The sequence below is a fragment of the Streptomyces sp. NPDC101152 genome (assembly GCF_044768275.1).
Lineage (GTDB): Bacteria > Actinomycetota > Actinomycetes > Streptomycetales > Streptomycetaceae > Streptomyces.
Genome location: NZ_JBIWPO010000013.1, coordinates 82,588 through 95,404 on the forward strand (window position 1 = coordinate 82,588; position 12,817 = coordinate 95,404).

The following is a 12,817-nucleotide window of genomic DNA, read 5'->3' on the forward strand; positions in this document are numbered from 1 at the left end:
CCCGCGCCCCTAGGCAGGCGGCGGGACCGTGTCTGAGTTCGTCGAGTGAGCCACAAGGCTGTCCAGGGCCCTTTCGAAGGCAGCCAGCGGGTCAGGTGTGGCCGGGCCCAGCAGGTAGGTGCGCAGGCGCTGTCGTTCCTCCGCCAGGGGATCGGTCTTGGCGTCCAGGAGGGCGTCGAGGCCTGTCAGGTCCGGGGTGATGAGGTGGGCGGCGCGGGCGGCCGGGTAGCGGGTGCGGAACGTGTCGGGGGCGAGGTCCGCGGGGTTGGTGACGGCGTACGGCCTGCCGGTCGCCAGGTAGTCGGTGACGACACCGGACACGTCGGCGATGAGCAGGTCGGCGTGGTCGAAGCAGTCGTACAGACCGGGACGCGAACCGCCCGTGACGCGGTGGCGCCACCAGCCCTCGGCCGCCCAGTACGCCTCGTTCCACTCCGCCAGCGCCGCCTCCCAGGCGGCCGACGGCGGGCCCTCGGTGACCCCGGCGTCGCGGGCGGCCTGCGCCTCGTCCCCGCGCGGGGGCCGGCGCAGCTCCTCGAGGCGGCGGGCGAGCGCCGGGAGCCGGGCCGCCTGCGCGGCCTGTTCCCGCGTGTCCCGCCGGAACTCCTCGCGGGCGTCCCGGGCGGTGTTCGCCTCGTCGATCAGCGTCAGGATCTCGGCGTGCGCCGCGCGCGCCCGGGGGTCCAGGGTGCCGGTCAAGGGGTGCGGCCGGTAGAGGAGGCGGACCGGCGGCTCCCGCTCCAGCAGGGTCCGCACGATCCGCGGTCCCATGTCGATCAGTGACGTCGCCGCGCCCGGGTCGCCGTGGAAGCCCTCCCAGGTGGGCGCATAGAGCACGGTCGGCATCGGCGACGCGGAAGGGGCTCCCGCGGCCTCCAGCCGCCCCAGCGACGGGCGGCCGACCTCGACGACGTCCGCGTCGGCCACGCCCGAACCCGAGCGCGCGTACCGCTCGCGCCCGGCGGGGCCCGCCACCCACACCTCGTCGTACACCTTGGTGAACGGGTTGGAGCTGGTCGGCTTGTCGCTGTCCCCGTGACCGAGGTAGACGCTGCGAAACTCCGGCAGCCTCAGCAGGTGGGTGTTGTTGGCGGCGTTGGCCACGAACAGCGCCACACGCGCCTCGGGCAGCCGGAAGGCGGTCAGGTCCTTGCCCAGCGGCAGGCACACCACGGGCCGGGACGTCGGATCGATCCGGGTGAGCATCTCGCGCTCGCGCAGCACGACGACGACCCGCCGCCGCAGCCGGTCGAGAACCGGGAGCCAGCCGTTGAGCTGGTACGCCGACTCCAGGGCGCCGGAGAAGTACACGACGGCCTCGGGCCGGTACGCCTCCACCTGCTCGTTCACCGTACGCAGCACCTTGCCCTTCGCGGCCAGGTGGCGTACCCGCCAGGCGTGCAGGGCCAGCCACCCGGCCGTGACCAGCGCGGCGAGCACCGCGGCCGCCGCGCCGAAGGCAGCCCACTTCGCCCCGGCCGCCGCCGCGACGGCCGCCCCGGCCACCAACGGCAGATCGACGAACGCGAGCGGCCCCCGATGGAGGTCCATCAGCAGCCGCGGCGGCGCGTCGGGGATCCGCAGCGCCGACAGATCCACGTTCCGGGTCACCACCGGCAGCCGACGGCACCACCAGACGAACAGCAGCAGTCCCGCGTAACCGCCGCGCAGCACCTGCAGCGCCAGGAAGCCGAGGGCGGTCAGGACGAACGCGCCCGCCTGGGCGTCCCCCAGCCGCGCCAGCAGCACGAGCGCCGCCGCGCCCCGCAGCAGCGACCCCGTGGTGACGCTCAGGCACACCTGGCCGAGGGGCTGCATCGAACCGGCGATCCGGCGCAGCGCGGCGGGCTCGGCGAGGTAGTCCGCCGCCGCGAACACGGCGAACGCCCAGCCGTTCGGCACCAACGCGGCCACGAACAGCCCGAGCAGCGCCACCGGCGACCCGGCCACACCCGTGACCGCCCTCACCGGCACCCTGCCCAGCCGTCCCCTCGTGCCCACCCTGCTCACCGCCATCCGACACTTCTACCAGAGCGCCGTATGCGGCCCCTGGGCAGGCCCGACGCCGACGATCACCGCCACGTCCGGCTCCGCCCGGACGGTTTTGCGCGGACCGTGCGGAACTCGCTCGCATGCCACCTACACGCACCGCTAGCGTGCCGTGCATGACGACCCCCGATGCCGCCGACAGCTCCGGAGCCAGCCCCCGTTTCGCCGCCGCCCTGCGCGAACTCGGGCTCGACGACCTGAACAGCCGTGTCCGCCGTTTCCCGGACGCGACCCGCACCGCCGCCGAGGCCGCCGCCGCGATCGGGTGCGAGCTCAGCCAGATCTGCAAGTCGCTGATCTTCGCGGCGGACGGTGTCCCGGTGCTGGTGCTGATGGACGGGGCGTCCCGGGTCGACGTCGAGCGGGTGCGGCACGAACTCGGCGCCGCCAGGGTGACGCGGGCCAAGGCGGACGTCGTACGCGAGACGACCGGGTACGCGATCGGCGGCGTACCGCCCTTCGGGCACCGCACGCGGACGCGGGTCCTCGCGGACCGTTCGCTGCTCGCGCACGAGGTGGTGTGGGCGGCGGCGGGGACGCCGTACACCGTCTTCCCGATGGAGCCCAAGGAACTCGTCGCCCACGCGGGCGCGACCGTGGTGGACGTGCGCGAGCCGGCCGCGTGACCCCGCTGGTCGCCGCGGCCGTCCTGTTCGCCGCGGTGACGCACGCCAGTTGGAACGCCATCGCCCACAAGATCACCGACAAGCTGGTCGGGTTCACGCTGATCGCGGGCGGCGGGATGCTGATCGGGCTCGCCATGACGCCGTTCGCGGCAGTCCCGGCGGCGGGCGCGTGGCCGTACCTGGCCGTCTCGGCCGTCATACACGTCGCCTACTACGCCCTCCTGATGAAGTCCTTCCGGCTCGGCGACTTCGGGCAGGCGTACCCGATCGCACGCGGCACCGCGCCCCTGGTCGTCACCGTGCTGGCCGCCGTCTTCGCGCACGAGGTGCCCGACGGGCGGGCGGCCGCCGGAATCGCCCTGTCCTGCGCGGGTCTGACAGGCGTCGCCCTGTGGGGGCTGCGCGGGCACCGGCCCAACTGGCCGGCGATCGGCGCCGCCCTCGCCACGGGCCTGACCATCGCCGCGTACACGGTCGTCGACGGACTGGGCGTGCGCGCCTCGGGCTCCTCCCTCGGGTACATCGCCTGGCTGATGGCGGTTCAGGGGGGCGTGATCCCGGCGTACGCCCTCCATCGCCGACGGGGCCGATTCACCACCGGCGTACGGCCGTTCGCCGCCCTGGGCCTGCTCGGCGCCGCGCTGTCCTTCGCCGCGTACGGGCTGGTCCTGTGGGCCCAGACGAGGGCGGAGCTGGCGCCGATCGCGGCGTTGCGCGAATCGTCGATCATCGCCGGTGCGGCCATCGGCGCCGTGTTCTTCAAGGAGCGGTTCGGCGTTCCCCGGATCATGGCAGCGGGGCTCCTGGTCGCCGGCATCGGGCTGATGCTGCACGCCGGTTGAGGGGGAAGCAACCCCTGGCGGGGTGCGTCGGTCTTACCGGGCGTCGTGTTCAGGTCGTCAGCCTCTGTCGACTCGTACCAGCAGCTGTCTGGAAAGGACGCAGTCCATGAACCTCGATCCCAACCTCTGCCTGGACGTTCCGAAGGGCTTCGACGACTCCGACGCGGAGACTCAGGTGCATCCCGTCGCCAGGAAGCTGTTCCCCGCCATGACCGCCGCGGAAGCCTTCGGAAAGGCACAGGAGTGGGTGCGGGAGCACAACGTCTTCCTGACGGATGTCTCCTGGGACTTCATGCACGACGAAGATCTGCCTTACCTGCTGAGCATCTACTTCTCTTTCGAGCTGGAACCCGAAGACAGCTGACAACGGCTGGTTGTACTGCCCAGGGACGTTGGTGACGGCGCATAGTGGTGGGCGAGATCGGTGGCGAGGTCGCGGAGGTGAGCCCTGGCTTCGGTGGGGCCGTGCACGGTGACGGCGCTCCCGAACGGCAGTAGGGCTCGCACGTCCTCCAGACGCAGGAAGCGGATCGTCACCTTGTGGCCGGTGACGGATTCGTCGTGGCCGTCCCGGACGAGCCGTAGGCCGAAGATCCGTTGCGCTCGCTCGATCTGGGTCTGGTCGATGGTGGCGCTGACCTCTATCGCGTGCTCGTGTTCCCAGTGGTCGATGAGCGCTGCGGCGACGGTGGCCAGGGCCTGGTTCTCGCGGATCCGTCGTGGCTGGTCGACCTCTTCCCACGTCGTGATGCGTTCGAGTCGGTACATCCGTGGCACTCGGGCGCAGTCGGCGACGAGGTACCAGATGCCGGCCTTGGCGAACAGCCCGTAGGGATCTACGACGAGGTCGCGTGGGCCTGACTGGCGTGGGCTGTCGTACTCGATCCGTAGCCGGCGGCCTCGCCGTACCGCCCCGATCAGCGAAGCCGGAGCCGTGCCGAAGGCTCGTGCCTGACGCCAGGGACGGCTGTCCACGTGCACTACGTCGGTGAGCGGCAGGAGTTCATGAACTCGACGTGGCTGTGCGGCGGCGATCTTGGAGAGCGCGCGCCGGCTTTCGACCGACGCGTCGAGCTCCGCACGTTGCTTGTCATCCAGCCCGGTGAGCGACAGATGATCACGTTCGTCCGGTGTGAGTCGCGTGAGGTCGAACCCGGATCCGGGCAGCATGGTCACGCCTCCCAGGCGGCCCCGATGGGCGGTCACCGGCAGACCGGCGTCGCGGAGCCAGTTCAGGTCCCGGTTGACGGTGCGAAGGGACACCCCGAGCGCTTGGGCGAGTTCCTGTGTGGTCACGGCATCCCGCGACGCGAGGACCAGCATCAGGGTGAAGAAGCGGTCTGGGGTCACCCGCTAAATGTTTTCAGGTAATTGCGACATGATGCGGCGCACATCCCGGTCAGGCTGGCGGATGCGTACCTACGACCTGCCAGAAGGAATCTCAACCATGCCCGCATCCGTCGTGCCCATCGTCTACGTGAACGACGCTCCCGCCGCAGCTCGCTTCTACGGCGACATCCTCGGCATGAGTCCCTCGTTCGAGACTCCGGGATACATCACCTTCGACCTCGGACCGGGCGCTGACCTCGGCCTGTGGTCCGGCCAGTTCGAGGATCTGTCACCGGACGTCCCGCGCACCGGTGAGGTGTGCCTGGCCGTCGCCGGTGGACCCGACGAGGTCGACGCGACCTTTGAGCAGTGGCAGTCCAAGGGGGTCACGATCCTGCGCGAACCTCATGATGCGGGGTTCGGGCTGACCTTCCTCGCGGCCGATCCGGACGGGAACCGTATCCGCGTCGCGCAGCGGGACTGAAAAGCCGCACCTGTACAGGGCGCGGATCTGGTGTTTGGGTTCTGCCACGGTGACCATGGCGGTGCGGAGGGGGAACGTGATGAGCAGCGCTACCGGGACGAGGAGGCCGCTCGCCCAGAGCGGGCCGAGAGGCCGGCTTCGGTGCTGATGGTGGCCGCAGCGATGACGGGGCCGACGGTGGCCGCCACGCCGGGCGCCGGTGTTGCATATGAGCCGGCCATCGTGGAGGCTCCCGCGGCCTCGTGGAGGACCCGCGTGATCAGCGTGCTGCCCAGCGCGAATGACGCCATGTCATCCACGTCATGTCCCCCAACACCGCGTCGCTCCACGCGCTGTCGCGTATTCGGCATTCGGTTTCGGTAAGAGAAACCTATTCAATCCTTGCCTTCAGTATTGAGCCGGGACCTCCTCCGCCCCCGTATTCACCGGTGCCACACAGACACAAGTCTCCAGCGATCAAGGGCTGTTGACGACTGATCAGATTGGAGGGCCATCATGTCCTTCGCAAAGATCACGCTGGCCAAGAAGGCCAAGAAGAAGCAGGACAACGCCGCAAAGGGCAAGAACAACCACGGCAAGAAGAAGCACCACCGCAAGCACAAGAAGCACGCCGGCTAGAAACTCGGCGTCGTAATAACACGACCGCATGACAACGCCGTGCCGGGGTTTATGCGCACCACGTGCGTAAAGGCCCTGGCACGGCGTCGGTTCGCGCCAAACCAGGGAGCGTTCCGCTGTGAGCAGCGCAACCCCGATCATCATGTCCGTGCCCGCGTCCGGAGAACCCACCCGGCACGCACGGCTCTCGCCGCTGGCCGCGTTCCGGACGTTCTGGCCGCTCGTCCGGGTCAATCGTGTCGCGGTGCTGGTGTCCGCCGTCCTGCTGGTGGTGTCGGCCGGGTGCGACGCGGCCGCGATCGGCATCGTCGGCGTCCTCACCGACGACGTGCTCGCGCCGGGCGACCTCGGTGCCTTCTGGCAGCCCGCGACCCTGTGGCTGGGCCTCGCCGCGGTCGGCGCGGTGACCTCAGCGGCGGGCGCCTATCTCGCCGGCTGGACCAGCGAACACTTCCTGCTCGGCCTGCGCGACCAGCTCTTCCAGCACCTCCAACGGGTGCCTCCGGACTCCGTCGACCGCTACGGCACCGGTGACCTGGTCACCCGGCTCACCGGAGACGTCGAGTCCGTGGAGTCGCTGGTCGCCTCCGCGCCCGTCGAACTGATCACCGCCGTCGTCGGAGCCGTCGTCTTCGCCGCGGCGAGCTTCTGGACCAGCTGGCAACTGGCCCTGGTCACCCTGGGCGCCGCACCCCTGATCTGGCTCGGCGCCCGGCTGTTCGGCGGCCTGATGCGCTCCGCCACCCGCGACGAACGCGACAGCAACGGACGGCTCGCCTCCCTCCTGGAGGAGAGCCTCGCCAACATGCCCCTGGTGCAGGCGTACGGCCGTCAGCAGGCCGAACGCCGGAAGGTGCACCGCGAGGGACGCGACTGGATGCGCGCCGGGCTCCGGCAGATCCGGCTCTCCTCCGTGTACGGGCCGGCGGGTGAGCTCCTCGAGACGCTGATGGTGCTGGCCGTGATCGGAGCCGGCGCCTGGCAGATCTCCGAGCACCACCTCACCGTCGGCGGCCTGCTCTCCTTCGCCGCCTACCTCGGCTACCTCCACCCCAAGCTGCAGGAACTCGGCGAACTCATGATCAGCGCGTCCTCGGCGACGGCCGCCTGCGAACGACTCATCGAGGTACTGCGCACCGGCATCGTCCCCGAGACCGACCCGCGACCGGACGTCCCGCCGCTCGCCGAGCCGGTCCGCGGCGCCGTCGCCTTCCAGGGCGTCGGCTTCTCCTATCCCGGAGCCGACGGGCCCGTGGTCGACCGCTTCGACCTGGACATCGCCCCCGGCATGCTGGTCGCCGTCACCGGACCCAGCGGCACCGGCAAGTCCACCCTCGGCAAGCTGCTCCTGCGCTTCCACGAGCCCTCGCGGGGCCGCATCCTGCTCGACGGCCGGGACATCGCCGAACTCCCCGTGGACGAGGTGCGCCGGCACATCACCCTGCTGCCCCAGGACAGCATGCTGTTCGACGGCACGGTCCGCGAGAACATCGTCTACAGCCGCCCCGACGCCAGCGACGAGGAGGTCCTCGCGGCCGCGGTCGCCGCCGACGCGCACGGGTTCGTCAGCACCCTGCCCGAGGGCTACGACACCTCCGTCGGCAAACGCGGCAGCCACCTCTCCGGCGGCCAGCGGCGCAGGGTCGCGCTGGCCCGGGCCATGTTGCGTACGGCGCCGGTCCTGATCCTCGACGAGCCGACGGCCGGCCTCGACGACGCGTCCACGGCCCGCATCATGGCACCGTTGCGCCGCCTGACGGTGGGCCGCACCACGTTCCTCATCACGCACGACCTGCGCCTGACCGCCCAGGCCGACCTCGTCCTCCACCTCGCCGACGGCACGGTCACGTTCACCGGCCCGACGGCGCCGGCGCCGGCATCGCGGACGGGGGCCGAGGCCGCGAACGACGCGGCCTGACGGGGCCCGAAGTCCGGGCGAAATCCGGCGAAACCGTGCGGGCGCCGTCCCGCGGGAGCACTCTGGAATCAGGTGTTCCGGAGGTGATCGTCATGATGCACACCACTGTGGGATGGCATGTCGAGCTGGAGTTCCGGGAGGACGAACAGCACACCGAGGCAGCCGCGCTGGTCCGGCTGCCCGACGGGAGCGAGGTACGCGCCCACGGCCACGCCACCCGCCACCACACCGACCCCCATCAGCCGAGGGTCGGAGAGGAGATCGCGGGCGCCAGGGCGCTGAACGAGCTCGCGATGCAGTTGCTGACCAAGGCGCACGGGGAGATCGACTCGGCTTCGGGGCGGACGTCGCACTCGATCAACGTGTGAGAAGCGTGCCCAGCGCACTGCCCCCTACGCCACGATGACGCCCCGTACCGCCCCCACCAGCGCCTGCGCCCGTGCGTCCGCCGTCACGCTCTTGCGGAAACCGTTGGTGACGTAACCGAAGGCGATGCCGGTCTCCGGGTCGGCGAAGCCGAGGGCGCCGCCTCGGCCGGGGTGGCCGAAGGAGGCAGGAGTCAGCAGCGGGGAGGCGGCGCCGTGCAGCATGTAGCCGAGGCCGAAGCGGGTCGCCACGACCAGCACGCGGTCCGGCCCGGCGCTGCGTTCGGCGCGGGCCAGTTCGACCGTGTCCGGCGTGAACAGGCGGGTGCCGCCGTCCACTTCGCCGATGAGGGAGGCGTAGAAGCGGGCCAATCCGTCCGCCGTGGCGATGCCGTTGGAGGCGGGGAGGGCGGCGGCGCGGTAGGCCGGGTCGTTCTCGTCGGGGAGCGGGGTGATGGCGGCGAAGGCGCGGCGGGTGAGGGAGGCGGGGTCGGCGTAGGCCTCGGCGACGGCCCGCTTGGGGCGGGTCCGCAGGACGCCTGCGGCGTCGGCCGGGGGACCGACCTCGCCCACGCGGCCCACCCGGGCCTGCTCACCGGCCGGCAGCCCGAGCCACAGGTCCGCGCCGACCGGGCCCGCGATCTCGGCGGTGATCCACTCGCCGATGTCCCGGCCGGTGACCCGGCGCACCAGCTCGCCCGTGAGCCAGCTGTACGTCTGCGCGTGGTACCCGTGGTCCGAGCCCGGCTCCCACACCGGCGCCTGCGCCGCGACCGCCTCGGCGGCCGGCACGGGGTCGAGGGCCTGGGCAGGCGTCAGCGCGGTGTCCAGGACGGGGACGCCGGCGCGGTGCGCGAGGAGGTGCCACACGCGCGTGCGTTCCTTGCCGGCCGTCTTGAACTCGGGCCAGTACTCACCGACCGGCGCGTCCAGGTCCAGCTCGCCGCGCTGGTGCAGCAGCAGGAGTACGGCGGCGGCGACGCCCTTGGTCGCCGAGCGCACGATCTGCGCGGTGCCGCGCTCCCACGGCGCACCGCCGTCGACGTCCTTCGTGCCGCCCCACAGGTCGACGACCCGCCGCCCGTCCCGGTACACGGCGAGCGCCGCGCCCTTGTCCCCGAGGACCGCGAAGTTGCGCGCGAACGCCTCCCTGACCGGCTCGAAGCCCTCGGCGACCGCACCGTTCACGTCCACGTCCGTACTCCCGTCGTGCCGACCCGCTCTCCTCATCAACCAAGCAGGATCGTCACGTCGATGTTCCCGCGCGTCGCGTTCGAGTACGGGCACACCTCGTGGGCCGCCTCGACCAGCTTCGCGGCGACGCCCTGGTCCAGGACCGGCAGGGACACGCTGAGGGCGACCGCCAGGCCGTAGCCGCGGGTCTTGTTGGGGCCGATGCCGACCTTGGCGGCGACGGTGGAACCGGTCAGGTCGTAGCCCTCGCGGTTGCCGACGAGGATCAGGGCGTTGTGGAAGCAGGAGCTGTAGCCCGCCGCGAACAGCTGTTCCGGGTTGGTGCCGTTGCCGTCGCCGCCCAGCTCCGGCGGCATGGCGACCCTCAGCTCGATCTGGCCGTCCTGACTGGTGACGTAGCCGTCCCGGCCGCCGTGGGCGGTCGCCTCGGCGACGTACATGATCTTCGTCGGACGGGTGTCGACGGCCGGACCGGTGTCGGCGGTGGTGCTGTCGACGGTGGTGCTGTCACTCATGGCTGGCCCCCCAAATCGAGTGCGCGCAAGTACATCGTGCACAAGGTACTGGTGGGTAGGTCGTGAAGGCGTTACCGGGGGGTAGCGACCGCGGGTAACCCGAGGTCGGAGAGGTCAGAGGGCTTCTGGTGTGACCGCGTGGGCGAGGCGCCACAGCTCCTCGCGCAGGCTCGCCACCTCGGCCGTGTCGAGCCCCGTCGCCGCGAGCAGGGCGCCCGGCACCCGTGCCGCGCGCTCCCTGAGTTCCTCTCCGCGCCCGGTACAGGCGACGAGCACCGAGCGTTCGTCGTGGGGCGCGCGCTCCCGGCGTACCACCCCGGCGCTCTCCAGCCGTTTGAGCAGGGGCGACACCGTGCCGTAGTCGAGGCGCAGGGCCGCGCCGAGTTCCTTCACGGTCGTCTCGCCGCGCTCCCACAGGACGAGCAGGACGAGGTACTGCGGGTAGGTGAGCCCTAGTTCCTCCAGTACCGGACGGTACGCGGCCGTCACGGCGCGCTGGGCGGCGTAGAGCGCGAAGCACAGTTGCTGGTCCAGTAGCAGCGACCCGGCGGCGACCTCGTCCTGGTTCGTCACGTGCCCATTGTCGCGGACCGGGGAGCGAAGCCGAAGGGCGGGAGGCTTCCCGCGTCAAGGGGCGCGATCCGGAAAATATGGGACATTGGAGTGGGGGTGGGCACACAGCTTCCGCACAGGTCACGCAGCGTGAGAGGCCGTCACGATGTCCGTAGTCGAACAGTACGCACGAGCACACATCGTCTCGGACGCCGAGATACCCGAGGACGAGTCCATCCCCGTCGTCCTGCGCTACGACCCCGAGACGGACCCGCGGTCGGTACGGGTCGGACTGCCCGGCACCCACGAGTGGACCTTCTCGCGCTCCCTGCTCGAACAGGGACTGCGCGCCCCGGCCGGCAGCGGAGCGGTCCGCGTGTGGCCCTGCGGGCGGGTGCAGGCCGTCGTGGAACTGCACTCCGAGCAGGGCGTCTCGGTCGTCCAGTTCGAGACCAAGACGCTCATGAGGTTCCTGCGCCGCACCTACCTGGCGGCCGCGCCGGTGACCGGTTGACGGCCGTGCCGGGGCGTCCGGTCAGCCGCCCATCTTCAGCAGCGCCGCCACCATCGGCCCGGCCGTGTCACCGCCGTGGCCGCCCGCCTGGACCACGCCCGCCGCGACGAGGTCGCCGCGGTACGCGGTGAACCAGCCGTTCGGCTTCTTCTGGCCGTCGACCTCCGCCGAGCCCGTCTTGGCGCCGTAGTCCGGGCCCAGACCCGCCATCGCCTTGGCCGCCGTGCCGTACGCCGCCGTGTACTGCATGACCTCCTTCAGCTCCGCCTGCGTCGTCGCCGACATGGTGCGCGCGGCCTTCGCCAGCGTGCGGTTGTCCACGCTCGGGGCGACGAGGTACGGCTGGCGGAAGACGCCCGACTGGACCGTGGACGCCACCGACGCCATGTTCAGCGGGTTCATGCGGACCCCGCCCTGCCCGATCAGCGAGGCGCCCATCTGTGCGCCGCTCTGCACCGGGACGGCGCCGTCGAAGCTCGGCACGCCGATGGCCCAGTTGTTCAGGCCGAGGCCGTAGACCTGCTGGGCCTCCTGCGTCAGGTCGCTGTCGGACAGCTTCGGCGCGAAGTTGATGAAGGCGTTGTTGCACGAGGCGCCGAAGGCCAGCTTGAAGGTGCCCTGCTTGATCTCGGAGCCCGCGTCGTTGTGGAAGGTCCACCCGGCGAGCTTGTACGTCTTGGGGCAGGGGTGCGAGGCGTCCGGGGTGATGAGGTTCTTCTCGAACAGCATCGTCGAGGTCACGATCTTCATCGTGGAGCCGGGGGCCAGGGAGCCCTGGAAGGCCACGTTGAAGCCGTGGGTGGCGTTCGCCACGGCGAGGATCTCGCCGGTCGACGGGCGCATGACCACCACCGACGACTGCGCCTGCTTGGTCACCTGCTGCTCGGCGGCCGCCTGGAAGGTCGGGCTGATCGTCGTCTTCACCGAGCCCGGCGTGCCCTTGGTCAGTGTCAGCAGGGCCTTGTCGGACAGCTTGGCCTTCTGCGACGCCGCGCCCCGCACCACGTCCAGCTCGATGCCCGCCTTGCCGCCGGCGGTCTTGCCGTACTTCTCGCGCAGGCCGTCCAGGACCGGGCCCAGCGACGGGTACTTCGCGGTCGTCAGCTCGCCGCCGTTTCGGTCGTACGCCTTGACCGGCGGGGTGCCGGCCTCGCCGGTGACCAGCTTGTCGCCGTACTGGAGGTCCGGGTGGACGACCGTGGCGTGCCAGTCGACCAGCGGCTTGCCGTCCGCCTTGTTGCGCACGACGGTCAGCGCGCTCTGGTACGCGAGCGGCTTGCTGATGCCCTTGTACGTCACCGTGCCCTTGACGGAGAAGGGCACCTTGTCGCCGGTGCGGGTGCCGGGGGTGAGGGTGACGCCGGTGATGTGCGCGTCCTTGGTGTAGCCGGTCAGCAGTGCGCCGGCCGCCGTCGCGTCGTTCGTGACGGCGGCGGCCTGCGCGGCCTTGCCCTGCTGCCAGGCGGTGAGGAACGTCGTGGCGGTCGTCTGGACCTCGGTCGCCGACAGCGGCCCGGTCTTGACGGCCTTGTGGTCGGCGCTCCCGGAGCCCGAGCCCGCGCGGTCGTCGGCCGCGGCTCCGCCGCCCCAGAGGGCGTAGACGCCGAAGGCGGCGCCGCCGACGACCACGGCGATCATCCCGCCGATGACGGCGGGCCTGGTCGCCGGCCTGGCCTTCTGTGGTTCGCCGACGCGCCTTCTGTTGCCCACGGTTTCGTTCCTCCGAGATTCCCAGGGTCCCCTCAGGGCCCTGGCGGCCCAGCCCCTTATCCAACCCAACGACGGCAACAGCCTAGAGTCCCTTCCTTCAC

14 protein-coding genes and 1 pseudogene are annotated in these 12,817 nt (G+C 71.2%); 8 read left to right on the forward strand and 7 right to left on the reverse strand.

Translation table 11 applies throughout. The features are described from left to right. Window positions 1–9 precede the first annotated feature (9 nt). Window positions 10–2,016, reverse strand: a complete 2,007-nt coding sequence (locus tag ACIRVK_RS19335; RefSeq protein ID WP_404248520.1) for a hypothetical protein — start codon at window positions 2,014–2,016, stop codon at window positions 10–12. A gap of 116 nt (window positions 2,017–2,132) precedes the next feature. Here ACIRVK_RS19335 and ACIRVK_RS19340 point away from each other — a divergent pair, with 116 nt between their 5' ends. From ACIRVK_RS19340 to ACIRVK_RS19350, 3 genes are all read left to right on the forward strand, one after another. Beyond that, a complete protein-coding gene (locus tag ACIRVK_RS19340; RefSeq protein WP_404248522.1) occupies window positions 2,133–2,675 on the forward strand; it encodes a YbaK/EbsC family protein in 543 nt (180 codons plus the stop codon). Next, the gene (locus ACIRVK_RS19345) at window positions 2,672–3,517 is read left to right on the forward strand and encodes an EamA family transporter (RefSeq protein WP_404248524.1); all 846 of its coding nucleotides are present in this window, start codon (window positions 2,672–2,674) and stop codon (window positions 3,515–3,517) included. The genes ACIRVK_RS19340 and ACIRVK_RS19345 overlap by 4 nt, the downstream gene beginning before the upstream one ends. A 106-nt stretch (window positions 3,518–3,623) precedes the next feature. Next, on the forward strand, window positions 3,624–3,881 hold the full coding sequence (locus ACIRVK_RS19350) for a hypothetical protein (RefSeq protein ID WP_404248526.1): 258 nt from the start codon (window positions 3,624–3,626) through the stop codon (window positions 3,879–3,881). Here ACIRVK_RS19350 and ACIRVK_RS19355 read toward each other — a convergent pair. After that, complete coding sequence (locus ACIRVK_RS19355) at window positions 3,845–4,867, reverse strand: helix-turn-helix transcriptional regulator (protein WP_404248528.1); 1,023 nt, start codon at window positions 4,865–4,867, stop codon at window positions 3,845–3,847. The two genes, ACIRVK_RS19350 and ACIRVK_RS19355, sit on opposite strands and share 37 nt — an antisense overlap. Before the next feature lie 97 nt (window positions 4,868–4,964). Between ACIRVK_RS19355 and ACIRVK_RS19360 the strand changes: the two genes are divergently transcribed. Next, window positions 4,965–5,330, forward strand: a complete 366-nt coding sequence (locus tag ACIRVK_RS19360) for a VOC family protein (RefSeq protein ID WP_404248530.1) — start codon at window positions 4,965–4,967, stop codon at window positions 5,328–5,330. Window positions 5,331–5,372: 42 nt separating this feature from the next. Here ACIRVK_RS19360 and ACIRVK_RS19365 read toward each other — a convergent pair. After that, a pseudogene (locus ACIRVK_RS19365) lies at window positions 5,373–5,629 on the reverse strand (chloramphenicol efflux MFS transporter); the annotation flags it as partial. 196 nt (window positions 5,630–5,825) lie between these two features. Between ACIRVK_RS19365 and ACIRVK_RS19370 the strand changes: the two are divergent. From ACIRVK_RS19370 to ACIRVK_RS19380, 3 genes are all read left to right on the forward strand, one after another. Further along, window positions 5,826–5,948: a hypothetical protein gene (locus ACIRVK_RS19370; RefSeq protein ID WP_404248532.1), complete on the forward strand. Its 123-nt coding sequence runs from the start codon at window positions 5,826–5,828 to the stop codon at window positions 5,946–5,948. A 118-nt stretch (window positions 5,949–6,066) separates the two neighbouring features. Next, entirely contained in the window at window positions 6,067–7,866 is a 1,800-nt protein-coding gene (locus ACIRVK_RS19375; RefSeq protein ID WP_404248534.1) for an ABC transporter ATP-binding protein, read from the forward strand. A 92-nt stretch (window positions 7,867–7,958) separates the two neighbouring features. Then, window positions 7,959–8,234 (forward strand): DUF1876 domain-containing protein, encoded by a 276-nt coding sequence (locus tag ACIRVK_RS19380; protein WP_404248536.1) that lies wholly within the window; start codon window positions 7,959–7,961, stop codon window positions 8,232–8,234. Between the two features lie 24 nt (window positions 8,235–8,258). Here the strand turns inward: ACIRVK_RS19380 and ACIRVK_RS19385 are convergent, their stop codons facing one another. The 3 genes from ACIRVK_RS19385 to ACIRVK_RS19395 form a co-directional block, all read right to left on the reverse strand. Then, window positions 8,259–9,425: a serine hydrolase domain-containing protein gene (locus ACIRVK_RS19385; protein WP_404248538.1), complete on the reverse strand. Its 1,167-nt coding sequence runs from the start codon at window positions 9,423–9,425 to the stop codon at window positions 8,259–8,261. Window positions 9,426–9,460: 35 nt separating this feature from the next. Next, window positions 9,461–9,940: an organic hydroperoxide resistance protein gene (locus tag ACIRVK_RS19390; RefSeq protein WP_404248540.1), complete on the reverse strand. Its 480-nt coding sequence runs from the start codon at window positions 9,938–9,940 to the stop codon at window positions 9,461–9,463. Window positions 9,941–10,054: 114 nt separating this feature from the next. Continuing rightward, window positions 10,055–10,513: a MarR family winged helix-turn-helix transcriptional regulator gene (locus tag ACIRVK_RS19395; RefSeq protein WP_404248542.1), complete on the reverse strand. Its 459-nt coding sequence runs from the start codon at window positions 10,511–10,513 to the stop codon at window positions 10,055–10,057. Window positions 10,514–10,658: 145 nt separating this feature from the next. Here ACIRVK_RS19395 and ACIRVK_RS19400 point away from each other — a divergent pair, with 145 nt between their 5' ends. Then, a complete protein-coding gene (locus tag ACIRVK_RS19400) occupies window positions 10,659–11,006 on the forward strand; it encodes an SsgA family sporulation/cell division regulator (protein ID WP_404248544.1) in 348 nt (115 codons plus the stop codon). Between the two features lie 21 nt (window positions 11,007–11,027). On the opposite strand, the gene ACIRVK_RS19405 is transcribed toward ACIRVK_RS19400, so the two are convergent. Beyond that, window positions 11,028–12,716, reverse strand: a complete 1,689-nt coding sequence (locus tag ACIRVK_RS19405; RefSeq protein WP_404248546.1) for a penicillin-binding transpeptidase domain-containing protein — start codon at window positions 12,714–12,716, stop codon at window positions 11,028–11,030. Window positions 12,717–12,817 lie beyond the last annotated feature (101 nt).

What these genes read in the sequence shown, in the direction of transcription:
- ACIRVK_RS19380 (WP_404248536.1), top strand. Translation starts at nt 7,959, where the DNA reads ATGATGCACACCACTGTGGGATGGCATGTCGAGCTGGAGTTCCGGGAG.
- ACIRVK_RS19360 (WP_404248530.1), top strand. Translation starts at nt 4,965, where the DNA reads ATGCCCGCATCCGTCGTGCCCATCGTCTACGTGAACGACGCTCCCGCC.
- ACIRVK_RS19390 (WP_404248540.1), bottom strand. Translation starts at nt 9,940, where the DNA reads ATGAGTGACAGCACCACCGTCGACAGCACCACCGCCGACACCGGTCCG.
- ACIRVK_RS19400 (WP_404248544.1), top strand. Translation starts at nt 10,659, where the DNA reads ATGTCCGTAGTCGAACAGTACGCACGAGCACACATCGTCTCGGACGCC.
- ACIRVK_RS19370 (WP_404248532.1), top strand. Translation starts at nt 5,826, where the DNA reads ATGTCCTTCGCAAAGATCACGCTGGCCAAGAAGGCCAAGAAGAAGCAG.
- ACIRVK_RS19340 (WP_404248522.1), top strand. Translation starts at nt 2,133, where the DNA reads ATGCCACCTACACGCACCGCTAGCGTGCCGTGCATGACGACCCCCGAT.
- ACIRVK_RS19335 (WP_404248520.1), bottom strand. Translation starts at nt 2,016, where the DNA reads ATGGCGGTGAGCAGGGTGGGCACGAGGGGACGGCTGGGCAGGGTGCCG.
- ACIRVK_RS19350 (WP_404248526.1), top strand. Translation starts at nt 3,624, where the DNA reads ATGAACCTCGATCCCAACCTCTGCCTGGACGTTCCGAAGGGCTTCGAC.